This is a genomic window from Caulobacter sp. GW822-FHT01G02 (assembly GCF_058802865.1).
Window position 1 is genome coordinate 62,010 of record NZ_JBXAON010000002.1, and the last position, 15,806, is coordinate 77,815.

Annotated in this window: 15 protein-coding genes; 9 read left to right on the forward strand and 6 right to left on the reverse strand. The window is 69.3% G+C overall.

Translation table 11 applies throughout. The features are described from left to right. The first annotated feature begins 2 nt into the window (after positions 1–2). The 3 genes from AC1RNC_RS05825 to AC1RNC_RS05835 are packed head-to-tail and all read left to right on the forward strand — an operon-like array spanning position 3 to position 2,544. Positions 3–809, forward strand: coding sequence for an ABC transporter substrate-binding protein (locus AC1RNC_RS05825; RefSeq protein ID WP_492884509.1), 807 nt, complete (start codon positions 3–5; stop codon positions 807–809). After that, positions 752–1,792: a FecCD family ABC transporter permease gene (locus AC1RNC_RS05830; protein ID WP_492885486.1), complete on the forward strand. Its 1,041-nt coding sequence runs from the start codon at positions 752–754 to the stop codon at positions 1,790–1,792. The genes AC1RNC_RS05825 and AC1RNC_RS05830 overlap by 58 nt, the downstream gene beginning before the upstream one ends. Further along, complete coding sequence (locus tag AC1RNC_RS05835; protein WP_492884511.1) at positions 1,789–2,544, forward strand: ABC transporter ATP-binding protein; 756 nt, start codon at positions 1,789–1,791, stop codon at positions 2,542–2,544. The genes AC1RNC_RS05830 and AC1RNC_RS05835 overlap by 4 nt, the downstream gene beginning before the upstream one ends. On the opposite strand, the gene AC1RNC_RS05840 is transcribed toward AC1RNC_RS05835, so the two are convergent. After that, positions 2,541–4,643 (reverse strand): lytic transglycosylase domain-containing protein, encoded by a 2,103-nt coding sequence (locus AC1RNC_RS05840; RefSeq protein WP_492884513.1) that lies wholly within the window; start codon positions 4,641–4,643, stop codon positions 2,541–2,543. The genes AC1RNC_RS05835 and AC1RNC_RS05840 overlap by 4 nt on opposite strands. Positions 4,644–4,900: 257 nt before the next feature. On the opposite strand from AC1RNC_RS05840, the gene dapA reads away from it, so the two are divergent. Continuing rightward, positions 4,901–5,785 (forward strand): 4-hydroxy-tetrahydrodipicolinate synthase, encoded by an 885-nt coding sequence (gene dapA, locus AC1RNC_RS05845; protein WP_492884515.1) that lies wholly within the window; start codon positions 4,901–4,903, stop codon positions 5,783–5,785. Next, entirely contained in the window at positions 5,785–6,243 is a 459-nt protein-coding gene (gene smpB / locus AC1RNC_RS05850; RefSeq protein WP_492839627.1) for an SsrA-binding protein SmpB, read from the forward strand. Before dapA ends, smpB begins: the two co-directional genes overlap by 1 nt. A gap of 78 nt (positions 6,244–6,321) precedes the next feature. On the opposite strand, the gene AC1RNC_RS05855 is transcribed toward smpB, so the two are convergent. From AC1RNC_RS05855 to AC1RNC_RS05875, 5 genes are all read right to left on the reverse strand, one after another. Further along, positions 6,322–6,438 (reverse strand): hypothetical protein, encoded by a 117-nt coding sequence (locus tag AC1RNC_RS05855; RefSeq protein WP_492839628.1) that lies wholly within the window; start codon positions 6,436–6,438, stop codon positions 6,322–6,324. Positions 6,439–6,707: 269 nt separating this feature from the next. Then, positions 6,708–6,902, reverse strand: a complete 195-nt coding sequence (locus tag AC1RNC_RS05860) for a hypothetical protein (protein ID WP_492884518.1) — start codon at positions 6,900–6,902, stop codon at positions 6,708–6,710. Positions 6,903–7,062: 160 nt separating this feature from the next. Next, a complete protein-coding gene (locus AC1RNC_RS05865; protein WP_492884519.1) occupies positions 7,063–8,061 on the reverse strand; it encodes a DUF2891 domain-containing protein in 999 nt (332 codons plus the stop codon). Positions 8,062–8,073: 12 nt separating this feature from the next. Then, positions 8,074–9,030 carry a DUF979 domain-containing protein gene (locus AC1RNC_RS05870; RefSeq protein WP_492884521.1) on the reverse strand — a complete coding sequence of 319 codons (957 nt, stop codon included), beginning with the start codon at positions 9,028–9,030 and terminating at the stop codon, positions 8,074–8,076. After that, the gene (locus AC1RNC_RS05875) at positions 9,027–9,698 is read right to left on the reverse strand and encodes a DUF969 domain-containing protein (protein WP_492884523.1); all 672 of its coding nucleotides are present in this window, start codon (positions 9,696–9,698) and stop codon (positions 9,027–9,029) included. The genes AC1RNC_RS05870 and AC1RNC_RS05875 overlap by 4 nt, the downstream gene beginning before the upstream one ends. A 148-nt stretch (positions 9,699–9,846) precedes the next feature. On the opposite strand from AC1RNC_RS05875, the gene AC1RNC_RS05880 reads away from it, so the two are divergent. The 4 genes from AC1RNC_RS05880 (at position 9,847) to AC1RNC_RS05895 (ending at position 15,794) form a co-directional block, all read left to right on the forward strand. Beyond that, the gene (locus AC1RNC_RS05880; protein WP_492884525.1) at positions 9,847–10,623 is read left to right on the forward strand and encodes a class II aldolase/adducin family protein; all 777 of its coding nucleotides are present in this window, start codon (positions 9,847–9,849) and stop codon (positions 10,621–10,623) included. Positions 10,624–10,721: 98 nt separating this feature from the next. Then, positions 10,722–11,411: a hypothetical protein gene (locus tag AC1RNC_RS05885; protein ID WP_492885488.1), complete on the forward strand. Its 690-nt coding sequence runs from the start codon at positions 10,722–10,724 to the stop codon at positions 11,409–11,411. Between the two features lie 115 nt (positions 11,412–11,526). Further along, positions 11,527–12,651, forward strand: a complete 1,125-nt coding sequence (locus AC1RNC_RS05890) for an efflux RND transporter periplasmic adaptor subunit (RefSeq protein WP_492884527.1) — start codon at positions 11,527–11,529, stop codon at positions 12,649–12,651. After that, positions 12,651–15,794 (forward strand): efflux RND transporter permease subunit, encoded by a 3,144-nt coding sequence (locus AC1RNC_RS05895; protein ID WP_492884529.1) that lies wholly within the window; start codon positions 12,651–12,653, stop codon positions 15,792–15,794. The genes AC1RNC_RS05890 and AC1RNC_RS05895 overlap by 1 nt, the downstream gene beginning before the upstream one ends. The last annotated feature ends 12 nt before the right edge of the window (positions 15,795–15,806 follow it).

The window sequence follows — 15,806 nt, forward strand, 5'->3', positions numbered from 1 at the left end:
TCATGAACGCCGCCAAGGCCCTGTGCGCGCTTCTGGCGGCGATGGCGCTTGTCCCAGAGGCGGCGAGCGCGGGTCCGCGCGTGATGTCGCTGGACTCCTGCGCCGACCAGTATGTGCTGGCCCTGGCGCCGCGCGAGACCATCGTCGGCCTGTCGCATCGCGCCGTCTCGCCCGACAGCTACATGCGCGCTTCAGCCAAGGGCCATCCGCTGAGGCGGGCGACGTTCGAGAGCCTGGTGGCCGCCAAGCCCGATGTGGTGGTGCGCCTGTGGGGCGGCGACGCTCGGCTCTCCAAGGCTTTGCAGGGCAAGGGCGTTACGACCGTGACGCTGGACGACGCGGCGGACTTCGCCGGCGTGCGGGCCAATATCCGCAAGGTCGCGACCGCCTTGGACCGCCGACCGCAGGGCGAGGCGCTGGTCGCGACGATGGACGCCAAGCTGGCCCGCGCGGCCGGGGCGGGGAAGGGGCGCTCGGCGCTCTACCTGACTCCCGGCGGCTATACGGCGGGGTCCAACACCCTGGTCGACGCCATGCTGAAGGCCGCCGGCTATTCGAACGCCACGACCTCTCCCTACTTCGCGCCGGTGTCGCTGGAGGGGATCGTCATGACCCCGCCGGCCGCCGTGGTGTTGGGCCTGTTCGACATGGCCCGCGCTGGCTCCGATCGCTGGGGACCGGGACGCCATGCGGCGCTGCAGGGCGCGATCAGGACCCGGACGGTGGCGTCACTGCCGGCGGCGGTGGTCGGCTGCGGCGCCTGGTTCGCGGCCGACGGATCGCTTGCCCTGGCCGAGGCGGCGCGATGAACTTGGTGCGCCTCTGTCTCCTGATGCTGCTGGTCCTGGCGCTCGCGGCGGTCCTGGCCGTGTCGCTGGGCGAGACACCGTTCTCTCTGGCGCAATACGCCCAGGCGCTGAGCCATCCGGCCTCGCCGCCGGGCGAGGTGCTGTGGACCATCCGCGCGCCGCGCGTGGCCGTCGCCGCCCTGATCGGTGCGGCTCTGGGTCTGTCGGGCGCGACCATGCAAGGACTGCTGCGCAATCCGCTGGCCGATCCGGGCGTGCTGGGCGTCTCGGCCGTGTCGGGCCTGGGCGCGGCCGTCGCCATCTCGGCGGGCCTGGCCGTGCTGCCGGGCGCGATCGAGCTCTCGGCCCTGGTCGGAGCGCTGGTGGCCGGCGCCATGGTCGTGGTGCTGGCCGCGCGGTTCCGCGAGCCCGAGGCGCTGATCCTGTTCGGCGTGGCCCTGTCGGCGTTCGGCGGCGCGCTGACGGCCTTGGTGTTCAACCTCTCGCCCTCGCCGGTGGCGACGGCCGAGATCCTGGCCTGGCTGATGGGCTCGGTCGAGAACCGGGACTGGCATGACGCGCTAAGGGCTCTGGTCCCGATGGCGATCGGCGCGGCGCTGTGCGTCCGGGCCGGGCGGGGGCTGCGGATGCTGACCCTGGGCGAGGAGGCCGCGCGGATGTCGGGCCTGCCGATGGCGCGCCTGCGGGTCTATGCCGTGGCCGGCTCGGCCCTGCTGACCGGCGCGGGCGTGGCGGCGGCGGGGGTGATCGGCTTCGTCGGCCTGGCCGCGCCGCATCTGGTGCGGGCCCTGGTCAGGGACGACCCCAAGCGCATCCTGTGGCCCTCGGCCCTGGCCGGAGCGCTGCTGCTGGTCCTCGCCGATCTCGCCGCCCGCCTGATCCCGACCGAGCAGGAACTGAAGCTTGGCGTCGTCACCGCCCTGTTCGGCGCGCCGGCTTTCGCCTTGCTGGCCTGGCGGGCCTCGCGGAGCTGGCGGTCGTGAGCGCGCTCTGGACCCTGACCGACGTCACCGCCCGGCAAGGCCGCAAGACCGTGCTGGAGGCCGCGTCCCTGAGCGTGACGGCGGGCGAGGTGGTCGGCGTGGTCGGCCCCAACGGCGCGGGCAAGACCAGCCTGCTGCGCGCGGGCCTGGGGCTGCTGCCGCTGAGCGCCGGCGAGGCGCGGCTTTCGGGGCGGACGCTGGCCGAGCTGAAGCCGGACGCGCGCGCCAAGCTGGTCGGCTACTTGCCGCAGGACCGCCGCGTGGCCTGGAACCTGCCGGCCCGCATGGTCGCGGCCCTCGGCGCGACCGATCTCGTCGACGAGGCGGCCGATGCTCTGGCGCTCGATTGCCTGGCCCGTGTCGACGCGGCCAACCTGGCCGATCGCGGCGTGCTGGACATGTCCGGCGGTGAACGGGCGAGGGTGCTGCTGGCGCGGCTTTTGGCGACCCGAGCGCCGCTGCTCATCGCCGACGAACCGGTGGCGGGCCTGGATCCGGACGCCCAATTGCTGACCCTGGACCTGCTGCGCGCCGAGGCCGCCAAGGGCGCGGGCGTGGTGGTGACCCTGCACGACCTCGGCTTGGCCGCCCGGTCCTGCGACCGCGTCGTCGTGGTCGACCACGGCCGGATCGTCGCCGAGGGGCCGCCGCGCCAGGCCTTGGCGCGCGACATTCTCGGCCGGGTCTTCCGGCTCGACGGCGAACTGGTCGAGACCGACGCCGGACCAGTGTTGGCGGCCCGCCGCGCTTAGGGCTGCGTGACCGCCGTATCCGCCGAAGCCACCGACGGCGAGTAGACATAGCCGCCGCGCTTCAGGTCCGACGACAGGGTCAGCGGGCTGACGCCCCCATTCAGCCGGGCGCGGTAGACCATGGTCGTCTCCAGGGTCCGCATCACATAGTTGCGGGTCTCGGAGAAGGGGATGCACTCGATGAAGTCGAGCGGATCGGTGGTCGCGCCGCGCGGATCGCCGCACAGGCTAGCCCACTGGGCCGGACGGCCTGGACCGGCGTTGTAGGCGGCGGCGGCCATGATGTACGAGCCGCTGAAGCTGCGGACCATGTCGCCCAGATAGACCGAGCCCAGGCGCATATTGTAGGGCGCATCGCCCAGTCGCTCGATCGAATGAGTCTCGCCCAGCTTGCGCGCGACGATCGATGCGGTGGCCGGCATCAGCTGCATCATGCCGCGCGCGCCGACGCCGGAGCGGGCCGACGGGTCGAAATTGCTTTCCTGGCGCGAGATCGAATAGACGAACGCCGTCTCGGCCGCGCCCGGACCTGGCGTGAAATGGTGGTCCAGCAGCGGATAGCCGCGCTCGGGCAGGATGAAGCCGCGCTGGGCGGCCGTGCGCACGGCGCGCATGGCCAGGTCCTGATCGCCATAGCCGCGGGCGAAGTCGACCAGCAGGGCGCTTTCCTCGGCATTGGGCAGGGTGTCGTCGATGTAGAGCACCAGGCTGCGGAACTGATCGCGCGCGCCGATGTCGGCCAGGATCCGGGCGGCGCGGATCTGCTCGCGGCCGTAGAAGCGGGCGCGGTCGGCCTGGGTGATGACCGGGTCGCGCTCCAGGCGCAGTTCCTTCAGCCCCGCCTTCTCGGCGGCCAGTTGGCCGTAGAAGGTGGTGATGTGGCGCGCGCCCTCGGCGTAGAAGGCCTGGGCGGCGATCGGGTCGCCCTGCGCCTCGGCCGCGCGGCCCTGCCAGTAGAGGGCCCGCCCGCGCGTGATCGGCGAGGCGCCGACGGCCGCGATCTGGGCGAAGTGGGCGGCGGCGGCGTCCGGATTCTTCAGGCGGGTCAGGGCGATCCAGCCGGCGTAGAACTCGCTCTCGGCGATGTCGGCCGGGGCCAGGGCCCGGGTGTTGTCGGCGGCGGCATAGGCGCCGGCGCTGTTGCCGGCCTTCAGGGCCGCGACAATCAACTGCTTGCGCTCCTTCCAGATCGCGGTCGAGGCTTCCTCGGTTGGCGGGGCCGGGAAGTTGACCACCATCGGCAGGGCCAGGGTGTCCATGCCGTTGCGGCGCAGATAGGCGGCGCGTTCGAACACCACGCCGGGCGAGCTCTGCAGGTCGGGCGTCAGGCCGTTATAGAGCGTGTTGGCGTTGGACGAATTGGAGCGATAGGCCATGCGCACGCGGGCGGTGGACTGGCCGGTGTCCGACAGCATGGCGACCAGGTCGCGGGCGGCCGGACCCTGCTGGCCGTACAGCAGGATGTCGGCGCGGCGATTGTAGTCGTCGGGCGTCAACATGGCGCCGAAGCGGGCGATCATGCTGCGCTGGGCGTCGGCCTCGAACACCTTGTCGCGGAAGGTGCGGCGGATCAGGTTGGCGGCGTCCTGGTTCTTGCCGGTCGCCTGATAGGCCGAGGCCAGCGCCATGGCGCCCTCGGCCGTCGCCGGCTGGGCGCCGCCGAACCAGGCGATGATGCGGGTCGGATCCAGGCCGGAGGTCGACAAGGCCTTCTCGGCGGCGGCGTCGCGCCGCGCGCCGCGCGGCCAGCCGGCCAGGTCGCGGCGGGCGGCGTCCAGCTCGAAGAAGCTCATCGCCTCGGCGTTGCTGTCGACCAACTGCCACTGGGCGATCTTCTTGGCGATCGGGTCCTGCAGGCTGTCCATGGCCATGCGCGCGCCCGAGACGTCGCCGCGCTTGGCGGCGGCCAGGGCGCTTTGCAGGTTGGCGCTGTCGGTGTCGGACAGCGCGCCGGGGACGGCGGTCGGCGGGGTGGTGATCAGGCCGGGCTGGCTGGAGTACGAGGTCGCATAGCCCGACGTCGTCTGGGCGTCCGCCGCCCCGACCACGGCCACGATGCAAGCTCCTCCGAGCAGAATCCGACGCACCACTGAAGCCAAGACGCTCTCCATCAACCGGCCCCAAAGAGCCTTGTACTCGAATACTCCGCCTGCCCCTATGCGACGATTCAGGCCTCAATAGGGTTTAAAGTCCGGTTCCAAGGGCTTGACCGCGCAGGCTTCGCCCCTCAAATCCGCACCTGCCCCCACGAACCTCATGGCGCGCCATTGCGGGACGACGGGGCACGGACATATTGTCCGCCCCCATCGTCCTGCCGCAACACACGCGGCGCCATCCTCACGGCAATTTGCAAGTCATGGTCCAGTCTCACTTCAAGGGCGTCATTCCGGCCCTCGTCACGCCGTTCCGCGACGGTGAGGTGGACGAAAAAGCGTTCGTATCGCTGGTCGAGCGCCAGATCGCTGGCGGCGTGCACGGCCTGGTGCCGGTCGGCACCACGGGCGAGACCTCGACCCTGTCGCATGACGAGCACAAGCGCGTCGTCGAGCTGTGCGTGAAGACCGCCGCCGGCCGCGTGCCGGTGATCGCCGGCGCGGGCAGCAACTCGACCGACGAGGCCATCGAGCTGGCCGCTCACGCCAAGACCGTCGGCGCCGACGCGGCCCTGGTGGTGACGCCGTACTACAATCGCCCCAGCCAGGAGGGCATGTATCAGCACTACAAGGCGATCAACGACGCCGTCGAGCTGCCGGTGTTCGTCTACAACGTGCCCGGCCGCACCGGCGTCGACATCTCCAACGAGACCCTGGCGCGCCTGGCCAAGCTGCCCAACATCATCGGCGTCAAGGACGCCACCGGCGACCTGAGCCGCATCAGCATGCAGCGCCTGTTGTGCGGTCCCGACTGGGTGCTGCTGACCGGCGACGACCCCTCGGCCCTGGGCTACATGGCCCATGGCGGCCACGGCGTGATCTCGGTCACCGCCAACGTCGCGCCGGAAGCCTGCGCCGCCTTCATGAACGCCTGCATGCAGGGCGAGTGGGGGACCGGCCTCTACTGGCAGGACCGTCTGGTGCGGCTGCACAAGGCCCTGTTCCTGGATTCCTCGCCGGCCCCGACCAAGTTCGCCCTGGCCCAGCTGGGCCTCTGCGCCGAGGACGTTCGCCTGCCGATCGTCGCCTGCGCCGAGGCCGTGCGTCCGACGATCCTGGAGGCCATGCGCGAGGCCGGTCTGCGGTAATGACCAAGCCGATCGCGGAGAACCGGCGCGCCCGGTACGACTACTTCATCGAAGAGACCTTCGAGGCCGGCATCATGCTGACCGGCACCGAGGTCAAGTCGCTGCGCGTCGGCCGGGCCAACATCGCCGAGTCCTACGCCTCGGTCGAAGGGCGCGAGATCAAGCTGATCAACGCCGACATCCCGCCCTACGGCCACGCCAACCGCTTCAACCATGAGCCGCGCCGGCACCGGAAGCTGCTGCTGCACCGCAAGCAGATCGACAAGCTGATCGGCGCCGTGCAGCGCGACGGCCGGACGTTGATCCCGCTGAAGCTCTATTGGAACGACAAGGGCCTGGCCAAGCTCGAGATCGGCCTGGCGAAGGGCAAGAAGAATCACGACAAGCGCGAGACCGAGGCGGCGCGCGACTGGGCGCGCGACAAGGCCCGCCTGATGAAGGGCGACCGGGGCGACTGATCGCGTCTAGACCGCGCCAGGGCTAAGTGTGTGCGGTAACCCGCCCGGGTGCGCTCCAAGTATATGATTTAGAGCCATTTAGGGCAGGCCCATCACGGCGAAGCCGATGGCGAGGCCCACGGCGAAGGCTCCCACGCTGATGATCAGGAAGGTCCGGACCTCTGTCCGCAGCTGGTTGCGTGTCGTCTGGACCATTGGTGGCTCCGCAGGCAGCGCCTCCTAAGGCGCGATAAATCAGTCCCCGGTAAAAGGGGGTAGCCCTTAACCGGGGGGGAACATTGTCCAAGATCATAAAGCTCGCTGGCCTGAGTATCCGCGCGATTTGACCGAACCGCCTACGGGCTATCCCGAGCCGTTCGACCACCGGCCGATCGTTCAGGCCATCGCCGATGGGCAGTGTACCTGACCCGAGATCGACAGCCAGCGCTCCGCCCGGACTCGATCCGGCAAGTCGCGTAGCGCGCTCAGGCCGCCGCCGGTAGTTGGTAGACCCGTGATCGCACGCCGCGTTCGAACAGGGCCCCGCATATGGCGAGGGCCTGTTTGTAGGCGGTTTCGACGTTGTCGAAGTGGCCGGCTAGGCGGCCGTCTTCGGTAACGACCCAACCTTCCGAGACATGGGCGATTTCTATACGCGGGCACTGCGCGACGTCGGGCATGACGACGAGCTCCTCGGACTAGAATCGCGCCCCCTGAACAGGGTGCGCGAACATCCTTACCGCGAACCCAGTTCCTTGCATTGTCAAGGATTGTAAACCGTATGCGGATATTCGTGCAAGTGAGATAATCGCCTCGGTTGTGTGGTCGCGGTCGCCGGCGCTAGCCGTTCTCCAGCGCCAGCAGGGCGAAGGTCGCCAGCCAGTGCTCGCCCATATAGTCGCCGGCGATGTGCGGGATGGCCGCCGCCAGGTGACTGAGGGCGGCGTTGATGGCCAGGGGCTTGGCGGGATCCTCTTCGGGCATGGCCGCGGCGAGCAGACGCCAGCACCAGGCGCGCGACAGGTTCAGGCCGTCCAGGTGGGCGATCTTGCCGTCGCTGCGGTCACTGACCCGGGCCGGCGAGAACAGGGTGGCGGGTTGCTTGTCGGCTAAGTTGGGCAGGAAGCGCGGGAACCAGGTGTCGAAGCTCTCGCGCGGCAGCAGGCGGCGCATGGCCTCGGCCTCGATCAGGGCGGGCGAGAGGAAGTCGTCGCCGGACGGCTCCCAGCCCTGGCAGGCGGCGTCCTGGCCGTACCAGAGCAGCGCGCGGTTCTGCAGCAGGTCGAAGAAGCCCTGGTCATCGGTCATCACCGCGTATTCGGTCGCCAGAACGAGCGCGAAGGCGGTGTTGAAGTGCGTGCCGGTGCGCACCGGATAGTCGGCGATCGGCAGGAAGCTCTCGAACCGCTGGCGGAAGGCGGCGGCCAATGGCGCGTGCGTGGCGGCCCAGGGGCGATCCTTGTGACGCAGCAGTTCGGCCTGCAGCATCAGGCTCCAGGCCCAGCCATAGGGGCGCTCGAAGCCGCGACTTTCGGGGCGGGCCAGATAGGCGGTCTCGACGCCGACCTTCTCGGGCGTGAAGGCGTCGTCGAACAGGGCGACGATCGTCTCGGCCTCGGGCGCCTCCGGGCGCAGGCGCAGCAACGTCGCCAGCAGCCAGTAACCGTGCACGCACGAATGCCAGTCGAAGCTGCCGTAGAAGATCGGGTGCAGGTCGCGCGGCGAGCGGACGTCGCCCGCGTCCGCCATCACGTGGTCAAGCTTGTTCGGGTACTCGCGGGTCAGGTGGCCCAGGGCGATCTTGGCGAAGCGCGAGGCGGTGGAGCGGGCGAGGCTCATTTGTGCCAATTCTTAAGCATGGAAGGCCAGGGCGTTCATCAGGACCACATTGACGACCAGCATCAGGACCGCGGTCGGCGCCTGGGCGCGGATCACGGCATAGCGGTCCTTCAACTGCAGCAGCGCGGCCGGCACAAGGTTGAAATTGGCGGCCAGCGGGGTGAGCAGCGTGCCGCAAAAGCCCGACAGCATACCGATGGCGCAGACCACGGCCGGATCGCCGCCGAAACGGCCGATGACCAGGGGCAGGGCGATGCCGCCGGTCATCACGGGGAAGGCGGCGAAGGCGTTGCCCATCATCACCGTGAACACGGCCATGCCCAGGCAGTAGGCGGCGACGGCGGCGAAGCGACTGTCGACCGGGGTGATCATCACCGCAAGTTCGCCGATGGTCTTGCCGACGCCGGCGAGCGCGAAGACCGCGCCCAGGGCGGCCAGCATCTGCGGCAGCAGGGCGGCCCAGCCGACCAGGTCCATCAGCCGCCGTCCCTCCTGCAGGGGCGCGGAAGCGGGCTGGCGGAACATCACCTGGGCCAGGATCGCCGCGACCAGGGCGGCCAGGGCCAGCGAGACCAGCGTGGCCTGCTTAGGATCGACCAACGGCGCGCCGTGCAGCGTCAGGCGCTTGAACGCCAGGGTCCCGACCAGCACCAGCACGGGGATGACCAGGGCGGGAATGAACAGGCGCGCGCCATAGGTCGCCGCCAGGGTCTCGCGCTCGGCGGGCGAGGTGGTCTTCGGCGCGCCGACGCCCAGTTGGCCGGTCCCGGCGATCAGGGCCAGGGCCAGCGCCAGGAAGCCGTTGCCCAGGTCGCCAAAGTGGTCGCCGAACAGGAAGCTCAGCGCGAACAGGCCCCAGAAGGCGGCGTTGCCGAAGCGCTTGCGGTTCTCGCGGTCGAGGGCGCTGAACACGGCGAAGGCCCCGAACATCAGGCCGGCCAGCAGATAGACGAGCGGCAAGCCGATCATTGCCCGGCCTCCGGCCCAGAACGTTCTTTGGACAGGGCGCGGTCGAACAGCAGAAGCCGCGCGCCGTGGACGAAGAAGGCGGCGATGGCCGACGGGATGGCCCACATCGACAGGTGCAGCGGCTCGACCGTGATGCCGCTCTGATCCAGGAAGCCGACGATCAGCAGGATCGAGCCGATGGCCAGGAAGATGTCCTCGCCGAAGAACAGGCCGACATTGTCGGTGGCCGCGCTCATGGCTTTCACGTCCTCGCGCCGCCGGTCGGAAAGCGGCTCGGACGCGGCCTCCGCCATCGGGGCGACCAGGGGACGGACGGTCTGGGCCTGGCCGGCGATCGACACCAGGCCAAGGGCCGCGCTCAGCTGGCGCAGGATCAGGTAGACCAGCAGGATCCGCCCGGCGCTGGCGGCGCGGATCGAACGGATGGTGGCGCGGGCCTTTTCCTGCAGGCCGGCCCGCTCCAGCAGGCCGATGGCCGGCAGCACCAGCCAGGCGACCGTGACATAGCGGTTGGTGTTGAAGGCCTTGCCGAAGGCGGCCAGCACCTCCAGCGGCGGCAGACCAGCCGCCAGTCCCGAGGTCAGGGCGGCGGCGACGACGACCATCAGCGGATTGAAGCGCAGGGCGAAGCCCAGCACGATCACCGCCACGCCCAGCAGCGTCAGCATCCGTCTCGATTCCCCCGTGTTCGCGCGGACGGTCCGACGCCGGAGCGCGGTTGGCAAGCGCAGAGGGCTTGAATCGCGGCTCTTGACGGCCATGCGTCCCGGCGCGACGCTCTAACTCAACAATGATAACCTATATGGGAGGCCCATCATGGCCGACGGTGCTCTGCCGATTTCATCTCTGAAGGGCAAGGTCAGCGAAGCCGAATGGCAGGCGCGCGTTGATCTGGCGGCCCTCTACCGTCTCGTGGCCCTGCACGGCTGGGACGACATGATCTTCACCCACATCTCGGCGCGCGTACCGGGTCCCGAGCACCACTTCCTGATCAATCCGTATGGCATGTTCTTCGGCGAGATGACCGCCTCGTGCCTGGTGAAGGTGGATTTGGACGGCAACGTCGTCGACAAGACGCCGTACTTCATCAATCCGGCGGGCTTCACGATCCACTCGGCCATCCACGCCGCGCGCGAGGACGCCCAGTTCGTCATGCACCTGCACAGCGACCAGGGCGTGGCGGTGTCGGCGCACGCCGAAGGCCTGCTGCCGCTGAGCCAGCACGCGCTAATCGTCTTGCCTCAACTCGCCTATCACGACTATGAAGGCATTGCTCTCAACTTGGACGAGCGGGGGCGGCTGGTGGCCGACCTGGGCGAGACCAAGAGGCTGATGATGCTGCGCAACCACGGCACGCTGTCGGTGGGGAGCTCGGCGGCCGAGTGCTGGTTGGGGATGTTCTTCCTGGAGCGGGCGTGCGCGCAGCAGGTAATGGCTCTGTCGATTGGTCGCGACAACGTCCTCTTGGCGCCCGACGCGGCCCAGGCGGAGGTCCGCAAGCAGACCGGCATGGGCATGGGCATGATCGGCGGCCTAGCCTGGCCGGGTTGTCTGCGAAAACTGGACCGCGAGCTGCCCGGCTACGCGGACTAGGCGCCTATTCCGTATTGATGAGAGCCGCCGCGGTCCTGGCCATCGCGGCGGCTTTTTCGTGCCTGACGACCGGCGCCGCGCAAGCGGGGGCGTGGCCGATGGCGCCCGGCCGCACCCAGGTGATCGCCAAGTACGAGAAGTCCGACGCCAAGCAAGGCTACGGTCCGGACGCCGTTCTCGTCGACATCGACCCACGCCGCGACGAGAGCCTGTCGGTGTTCGTTGAGCACGGCCTGACGCCACGGCTGACCCTGCAGGCCAAGGCCGGCGTCACGCGCGGCCATGACCGGTGGGTGGACTACTCCGGACGCGGACCGATCGAGCTGGGCCTGCGCTGGGCGGCCCATCGCGACGACCGTTCGTCCCTGGCCGTCTATCTGGGCGCGGGCGAGGCGGGGGCGGGACGCAACGCCGGCTACGCCGCGCCGGGGCAGGGGAGTCTGGATCTGGAAGCGCGGCTGCTGTACGGCCGCTCGGCCTTGTGGAAGGGCAGGGAAGTGTTCGTCGACCTGGAGGCCGCGCGGCTGCGGCGCCAGGGCCTTGCCGACGAAACGCGCATCGACGCCACGCTAGGCGTCAGGCCCGCGAAAAACTGGCTGATCCTGGCCCAGACCTATGCCGGTCAGGCCGATCGCAATCCGGTCCGCTCACGTTGGGTAAAGAGCGAGCTGTCCGTCGTCCGCGCGTTCGGGGACTGGAGCGTGCAGGCCGGTTGGCGCGATACGCCCCTGGGACGAGAGACCACCCGGGATCGCGGCTTCGCGCTTGCCGTGTGGCGGAAGCTTTAGCTTGTTTCAGGATTGCAACAGTCGGTCATCCGGCTGTCACTGGACGTCGCTTTAGGCTGCGGTCATATCTTCGCCGAATTCCCGCCGACTCCTCCCGGCGTGCTGGAGCCGTTTCTTGATCCGTAGGCACTTCTTCCTCGTGGTGGCTCTGGCCGCCGTTGTCCTGATGCTTGTGGTCGGGGGGCTGAAGCTGGCCTTTGGCGCCAAGGACGCGGGCGGCGCCGGCGGCGCCGGCGGTCGGGCGACCAGCGTCTCGCAGATGGTTGTCGGCGAGCGTCCGTTCACCGATCGTATCGAGGTGCTGGGCGTGGCCAAGGGCCGGCAGTCGGTGACGATCACCTCGAACACGCCTGAGTTGATCACCGCCGTGCATTTCTCGGACGGCGAGACGGTGCGCAAGGGCCAGGTGCTGGTCGAGCTGAAGGCCGACCAGGAAGACGCTGGCATCTCGGAAGCCAGGGCGCGTCTGGCCCAGGCCGAGCGTGACTATACCCGCTGGAAGACCCTGGCCGACAAGGGCATCGCCCCCCGCGCCACGGCCGAGCAGTACCTGTCGGCGCTCGACGTCGCCAGGGCTTCGGTCGGCACGGCCCAGGCCCAGAAGCTGGACCGCGTGCTGCGCGCGCCGTTCTCGGGTCGCGTCGGCATCTCGGACGTCGCCCCTGGCATGCTGATCGCCGCCGGAACGCCGATCGTCAGCCTGGACGACGCCTCGGTCATCCGCGTCGATTTCTCGGTGCCGGACCGCTATCTGCAGACCATCCGCATCGGCCTGCCGATCGCCGCGCGTCCCGACGCCCTGCCGGGCGAGACCTTCCAGGGCAAGATCGCCCAGATCGACACCCGCATCGATCCCGCCACCCGCGCCATCAAGGCCCGCGCCGAGTTTCCGAACGCCGGCGGCCGCCTGAAGCCGGGCATGTTGGTCAAGGTGTCCATCGACCAGGGCGTGCGCGACGGCGTCGCCGTGCCGGAAGCGGCCGTGCAGTTCGAAGGGACCCAGGCCTCGGTCTACCGCATCGCCACGGGACCGAAGGGTCTGATCGCCCGCCGCACCGACGTCGACACCGGCATCAGCGAGGGCGGCTTCGTCGAGATCCGCGCCGGCCTGAAGACCGGCGACAAGATTGTCGCCGACGGCCTCAACCGCATCCAGGACGGCGCCCCGATCGGCGGCGGCAAGGGCGGACAGGGCGATAAGGCCGGCGGCAAGGGCGGCGCCGACCGCAAGGCCGGCTGATGCTGTCCGACCTTTCCGTCCGCCGTCCCGTCTTCGCCGCCGTCGCGGCCATCATCCTCTGCGTTATCGGCCTGGCGGCCTATACCTCGCTGCCGATCCGTGAACTGCCCAGCGTCGATCCGCCCGTGGTGTCGGTCTCGACCACCTATCGCGGCGCCTCGGCCGAGGTCATCGAGGAGCGCATCACCCAGGTGATCGAGCGCCAGGTGGCTGGCATCCAGGGCATCGACCGCGTGAACTCGAGCAGCCGCGACGGTCGCTCGCAGATCACCATCACGTTCAACCTCGACCGCGACCTCGACGCGGCCGCCAACGACGTGCGCGACGCCGTCAGCCGGGTGACGGCCAACCTGCCCGACCAGGCCGACCCGCCGCAGATCGCCAAGGCCAACGCCGACGCCTCGCCAATCATCATCCTCAACCTGACCTCGACCACGCTGGATCCGCTGCAGCTGGCCGACTACGCCGACCGCTATCTGGTCGAACGGATGTCGACCATCGACGGCGTGGCCCAGGCGAACCTGTTCGGGGCCAAGATCTACGCCATGCGGATCTGGCTGGACGCCAACCAGATGGCCGCTCGCGGCGTGTCGGTCGACGACGTCGAGAACGCCCTGAACAGCCAGAACCTGGAGCTGCCCGCCGGCTCGCTGGAAAGCGCGTCCAAGGACTTCACGATCCGCGTGGCCCGCAGCTACGCCAAGCCCGAGGACTTCGCCCGCCTGCCCCTGCGCCCGGCCGACGCCTCCGGCTTCGTGCTGCGCCTGGGCGACGTGGCCCGCATCGAGGAAGGCGCGAACGAGCGCCGACGCCTCTTCCGGGGCAACGGCGTTGACCAGGTCGGCATCGGCCTGACCCGCCAGTCGCAAGCCAACGACGTCGCCATCTCCCAGGCCGTCCGCAAGGAAGTGGCCACCATCAACGAGAGCCTGCCGCCCGGCACCAAGATGGTCGTGGCCGTGGACAACTCGGTGTTCACCGCCGAGGCCATCCACGAGGTGTGGATCACCATGGGCCTGTCGATCAGCCTGGTCGTGCTGGTCAACCTGATCTTCCTGGGCAGCTGGCGGTCGGCGATGATTCCCTCGATCGTCGCGCCGATCTGCATCCTGTCCACCTTCATCGTCCTGGCCCCGCTGGGCTTCTCGCTGAACCTGCTGACCCTGCTGGCCCTGGTGCTGGCCGTCGGTCTGGTCGTCGATGACGCCATCGTCGTGGTCGAGAACATCCAGCGCCGCGTGGACGAGGGCGAACCCGCGCTGGTCGCGGCCGAGCGCGGCACCCGCCAGGTGTTCTTCGCCGTCGTGGCCACGACCATCGTGCTGATCTCGGTGTTCGCGCCGCTGATGTTCCTGCCCGGCTATATCGGCCGCCTGTTCGTCGAGCTGGCCGTGACCATCGCCGCCGCCGTCGCCTTCTCGGCCCTGCTGGCCCTGACGCTCTCGCCGATGATGGCGTCCAAGCTGCTGCGTCCCGCGCATGGCGAAGGCTGGCTGGCCAAGCGCGTCGACCGGGCCATGGACGCCTTGAAGAACTCGTACCGCGCCTCGTTGGAAAGCATCCTCGGCGGCTGGTCGGCGGCGATCGCCGGCGTGATGGTCGTCGTCCTGGCGGCCTTCGCGGCGCTGCTGTTCGTCAGCCTGCCCAAGGAACTGGTGCCGCCCGAGGACCGCGGCCGGGTCGACGTGGCCGTCAGCGGGCCGGAAGGCGCCGGCTACGACTACACCTTGGGCATCGCCTTGCAGGTCGAGAAGATCGTCGATCGCTACCGCCAGGAAGGCGTCGCCGAGCGCATCCTGCTGACCATCCCGCGTTTCGGCGGCACCTCGTTCAACAGCGGCAACAGCGTCGTCGTGATGAAGCCGTGGGGCGAGCGCAAGAAGACCGCCGACCAGGTGGCGGCCGAGCTGAACAAGGACCTCTCCAAGATCACCAGCGTGCGGGCCATCGCCAGCGTGCGGGGGCCGTTCCAGCGTGGCGGCGGTGGCGGCGGAGGCGGCGGCACCAATGTCGACCTGATCGCCGTGGGCAACGACTACGTCCAGCTGGCCGAGTGGCTGAAGCCGATCCTGGCCGACGCTCAGGGCAATCCGGGCTTCGCGCGTCCGCGCCTCGACTACGAGCCGACTTCGCCGCGTCTGTCGGTGCAGATCGACCAGGACAAGGCCGCCACCCTCGGCGTCTCGGCCCAGTCGATCGGCCGGGCGCTGGAGACCATGTTCGGCTCGCGCAAGGCCACGACCTACATCAAGAACGGCCAGGAATACGACGTCATCCTGCAGACCAACCTGGACCAGCGCCGCAGCGTCGCGGACCTGAACCAGCTGCAGGTGCGCACCAGTTCCGGCGCCCTGGTGCCGCTGTCGACCGTGGTGACCACGCAGCTGCGCGGCGACACCCCGGACCGTCCGCGCGTCGACCGCCTGCGCTCCGTCACCCTGACCACCCAGCTGAACCCCGGCTACACCGTCGAGGACGCGGTGCGCTTCCTGCGGGAAGAGGCCGACCAACGCCCGACGCCCGGGATCAGCATCAAGTGGGGCGGCCAGGCCAAGGACTATCTGGAAGGCTCGGGCGGCATCGCCGTCGCCTTCGGCCTGGCCCTGCTGCTGGTGTTCCTGGTGCTGGCGGCGCAGTTCGAAAGCTGGATCCACCCGGCGGTGATCATGCTGACCGTGCCGCTGGCGGCGCTGGGCGGCCTGTTCGGCCTGCTGGTCATGGGCTCGACCATCAACACCTACAGCCAGATCGGCCTGATCATCCTGATCGGCATCGCCACCAAGAACGGCATCCTGATCGTCGAGTTCGCCAACCAGCTGCGCGACGAGGGCCTGACCGTGCGCGAGGCGGTGATCGAGGCGGCGGCCCTGCGTCTGCGTCCGATCATCATGACCTCGATCTCGGCGGCCATGGGCGCGCTGCCGCTGATGCTGTGGGCCGGCGCCGGCGCGGGAAGCCGCAAGACCATCGGTTCGGTGATCTTCACCGGCTCGATCTTCGCGACCCTGCTGACGCTGTTCATCGTTCCGGTGTTCTACGACCTCCTGGCGCGCTTCACGAAGTCGCCGGAGTGGACGGCCCGGCAGATCGAAGAGTATGAAGCTCGGGAAAAGAGCGGCGAGGGGCAAACCTCACCGGCATAGACGGGTGAGGAA

What these genes read in the sequence shown, in the direction of transcription:
- AC1RNC_RS05825 (WP_492884509.1), top strand. Translation starts at nt 3, where the DNA reads ATGAACGCCGCCAAGGCCCTGTGCGCGCTTCTGGCGGCGATGGCGCTT.
- dapA (WP_492884515.1), top strand. Translation starts at nt 4,901, where the DNA reads ATGGTCCAGTCTCACTTCAAGGGCGTCATTCCGGCCCTCGTCACGCCG.
- smpB (WP_492839627.1), top strand. Translation starts at nt 5,785, where the DNA reads ATGACCAAGCCGATCGCGGAGAACCGGCGCGCCCGGTACGACTACTTC.
- AC1RNC_RS05855 (WP_492839628.1), bottom strand. Translation starts at nt 6,438, where the DNA reads ATGGTCCAGACGACACGCAACCAGCTGCGGACAGAGGTCCGGACCTTC.
- AC1RNC_RS05860 (WP_492884518.1), bottom strand. Translation starts at nt 6,902, where the DNA reads ATGCCCGACGTCGCGCAGTGCCCGCGTATAGAAATCGCCCATGTCTCG.
- AC1RNC_RS05865 (WP_492884519.1), bottom strand. Translation starts at nt 8,061, where the DNA reads ATGAGCCTCGCCCGCTCCACCGCCTCGCGCTTCGCCAAGATCGCCCTG.
- AC1RNC_RS05870 (WP_492884521.1), bottom strand. Translation starts at nt 9,030, where the DNA reads ATGATCGGCTTGCCGCTCGTCTATCTGCTGGCCGGCCTGATGTTCGGG.
- AC1RNC_RS05875 (WP_492884523.1), bottom strand. Translation starts at nt 9,698, where the DNA reads ATGCTGACGCTGCTGGGCGTGGCGGTGATCGTGCTGGGCTTCGCCCTG.
- AC1RNC_RS05880 (WP_492884525.1), top strand. Translation starts at nt 9,847, where the DNA reads ATGGCCGACGGTGCTCTGCCGATTTCATCTCTGAAGGGCAAGGTCAGC.
- AC1RNC_RS05885 (WP_492885488.1), top strand. Translation starts at nt 10,722, where the DNA reads ATGGCGCCCGGCCGCACCCAGGTGATCGCCAAGTACGAGAAGTCCGAC.
- AC1RNC_RS05895 (WP_492884529.1), top strand. Translation starts at nt 12,651, where the DNA reads ATGCTGTCCGACCTTTCCGTCCGCCGTCCCGTCTTCGCCGCCGTCGCG.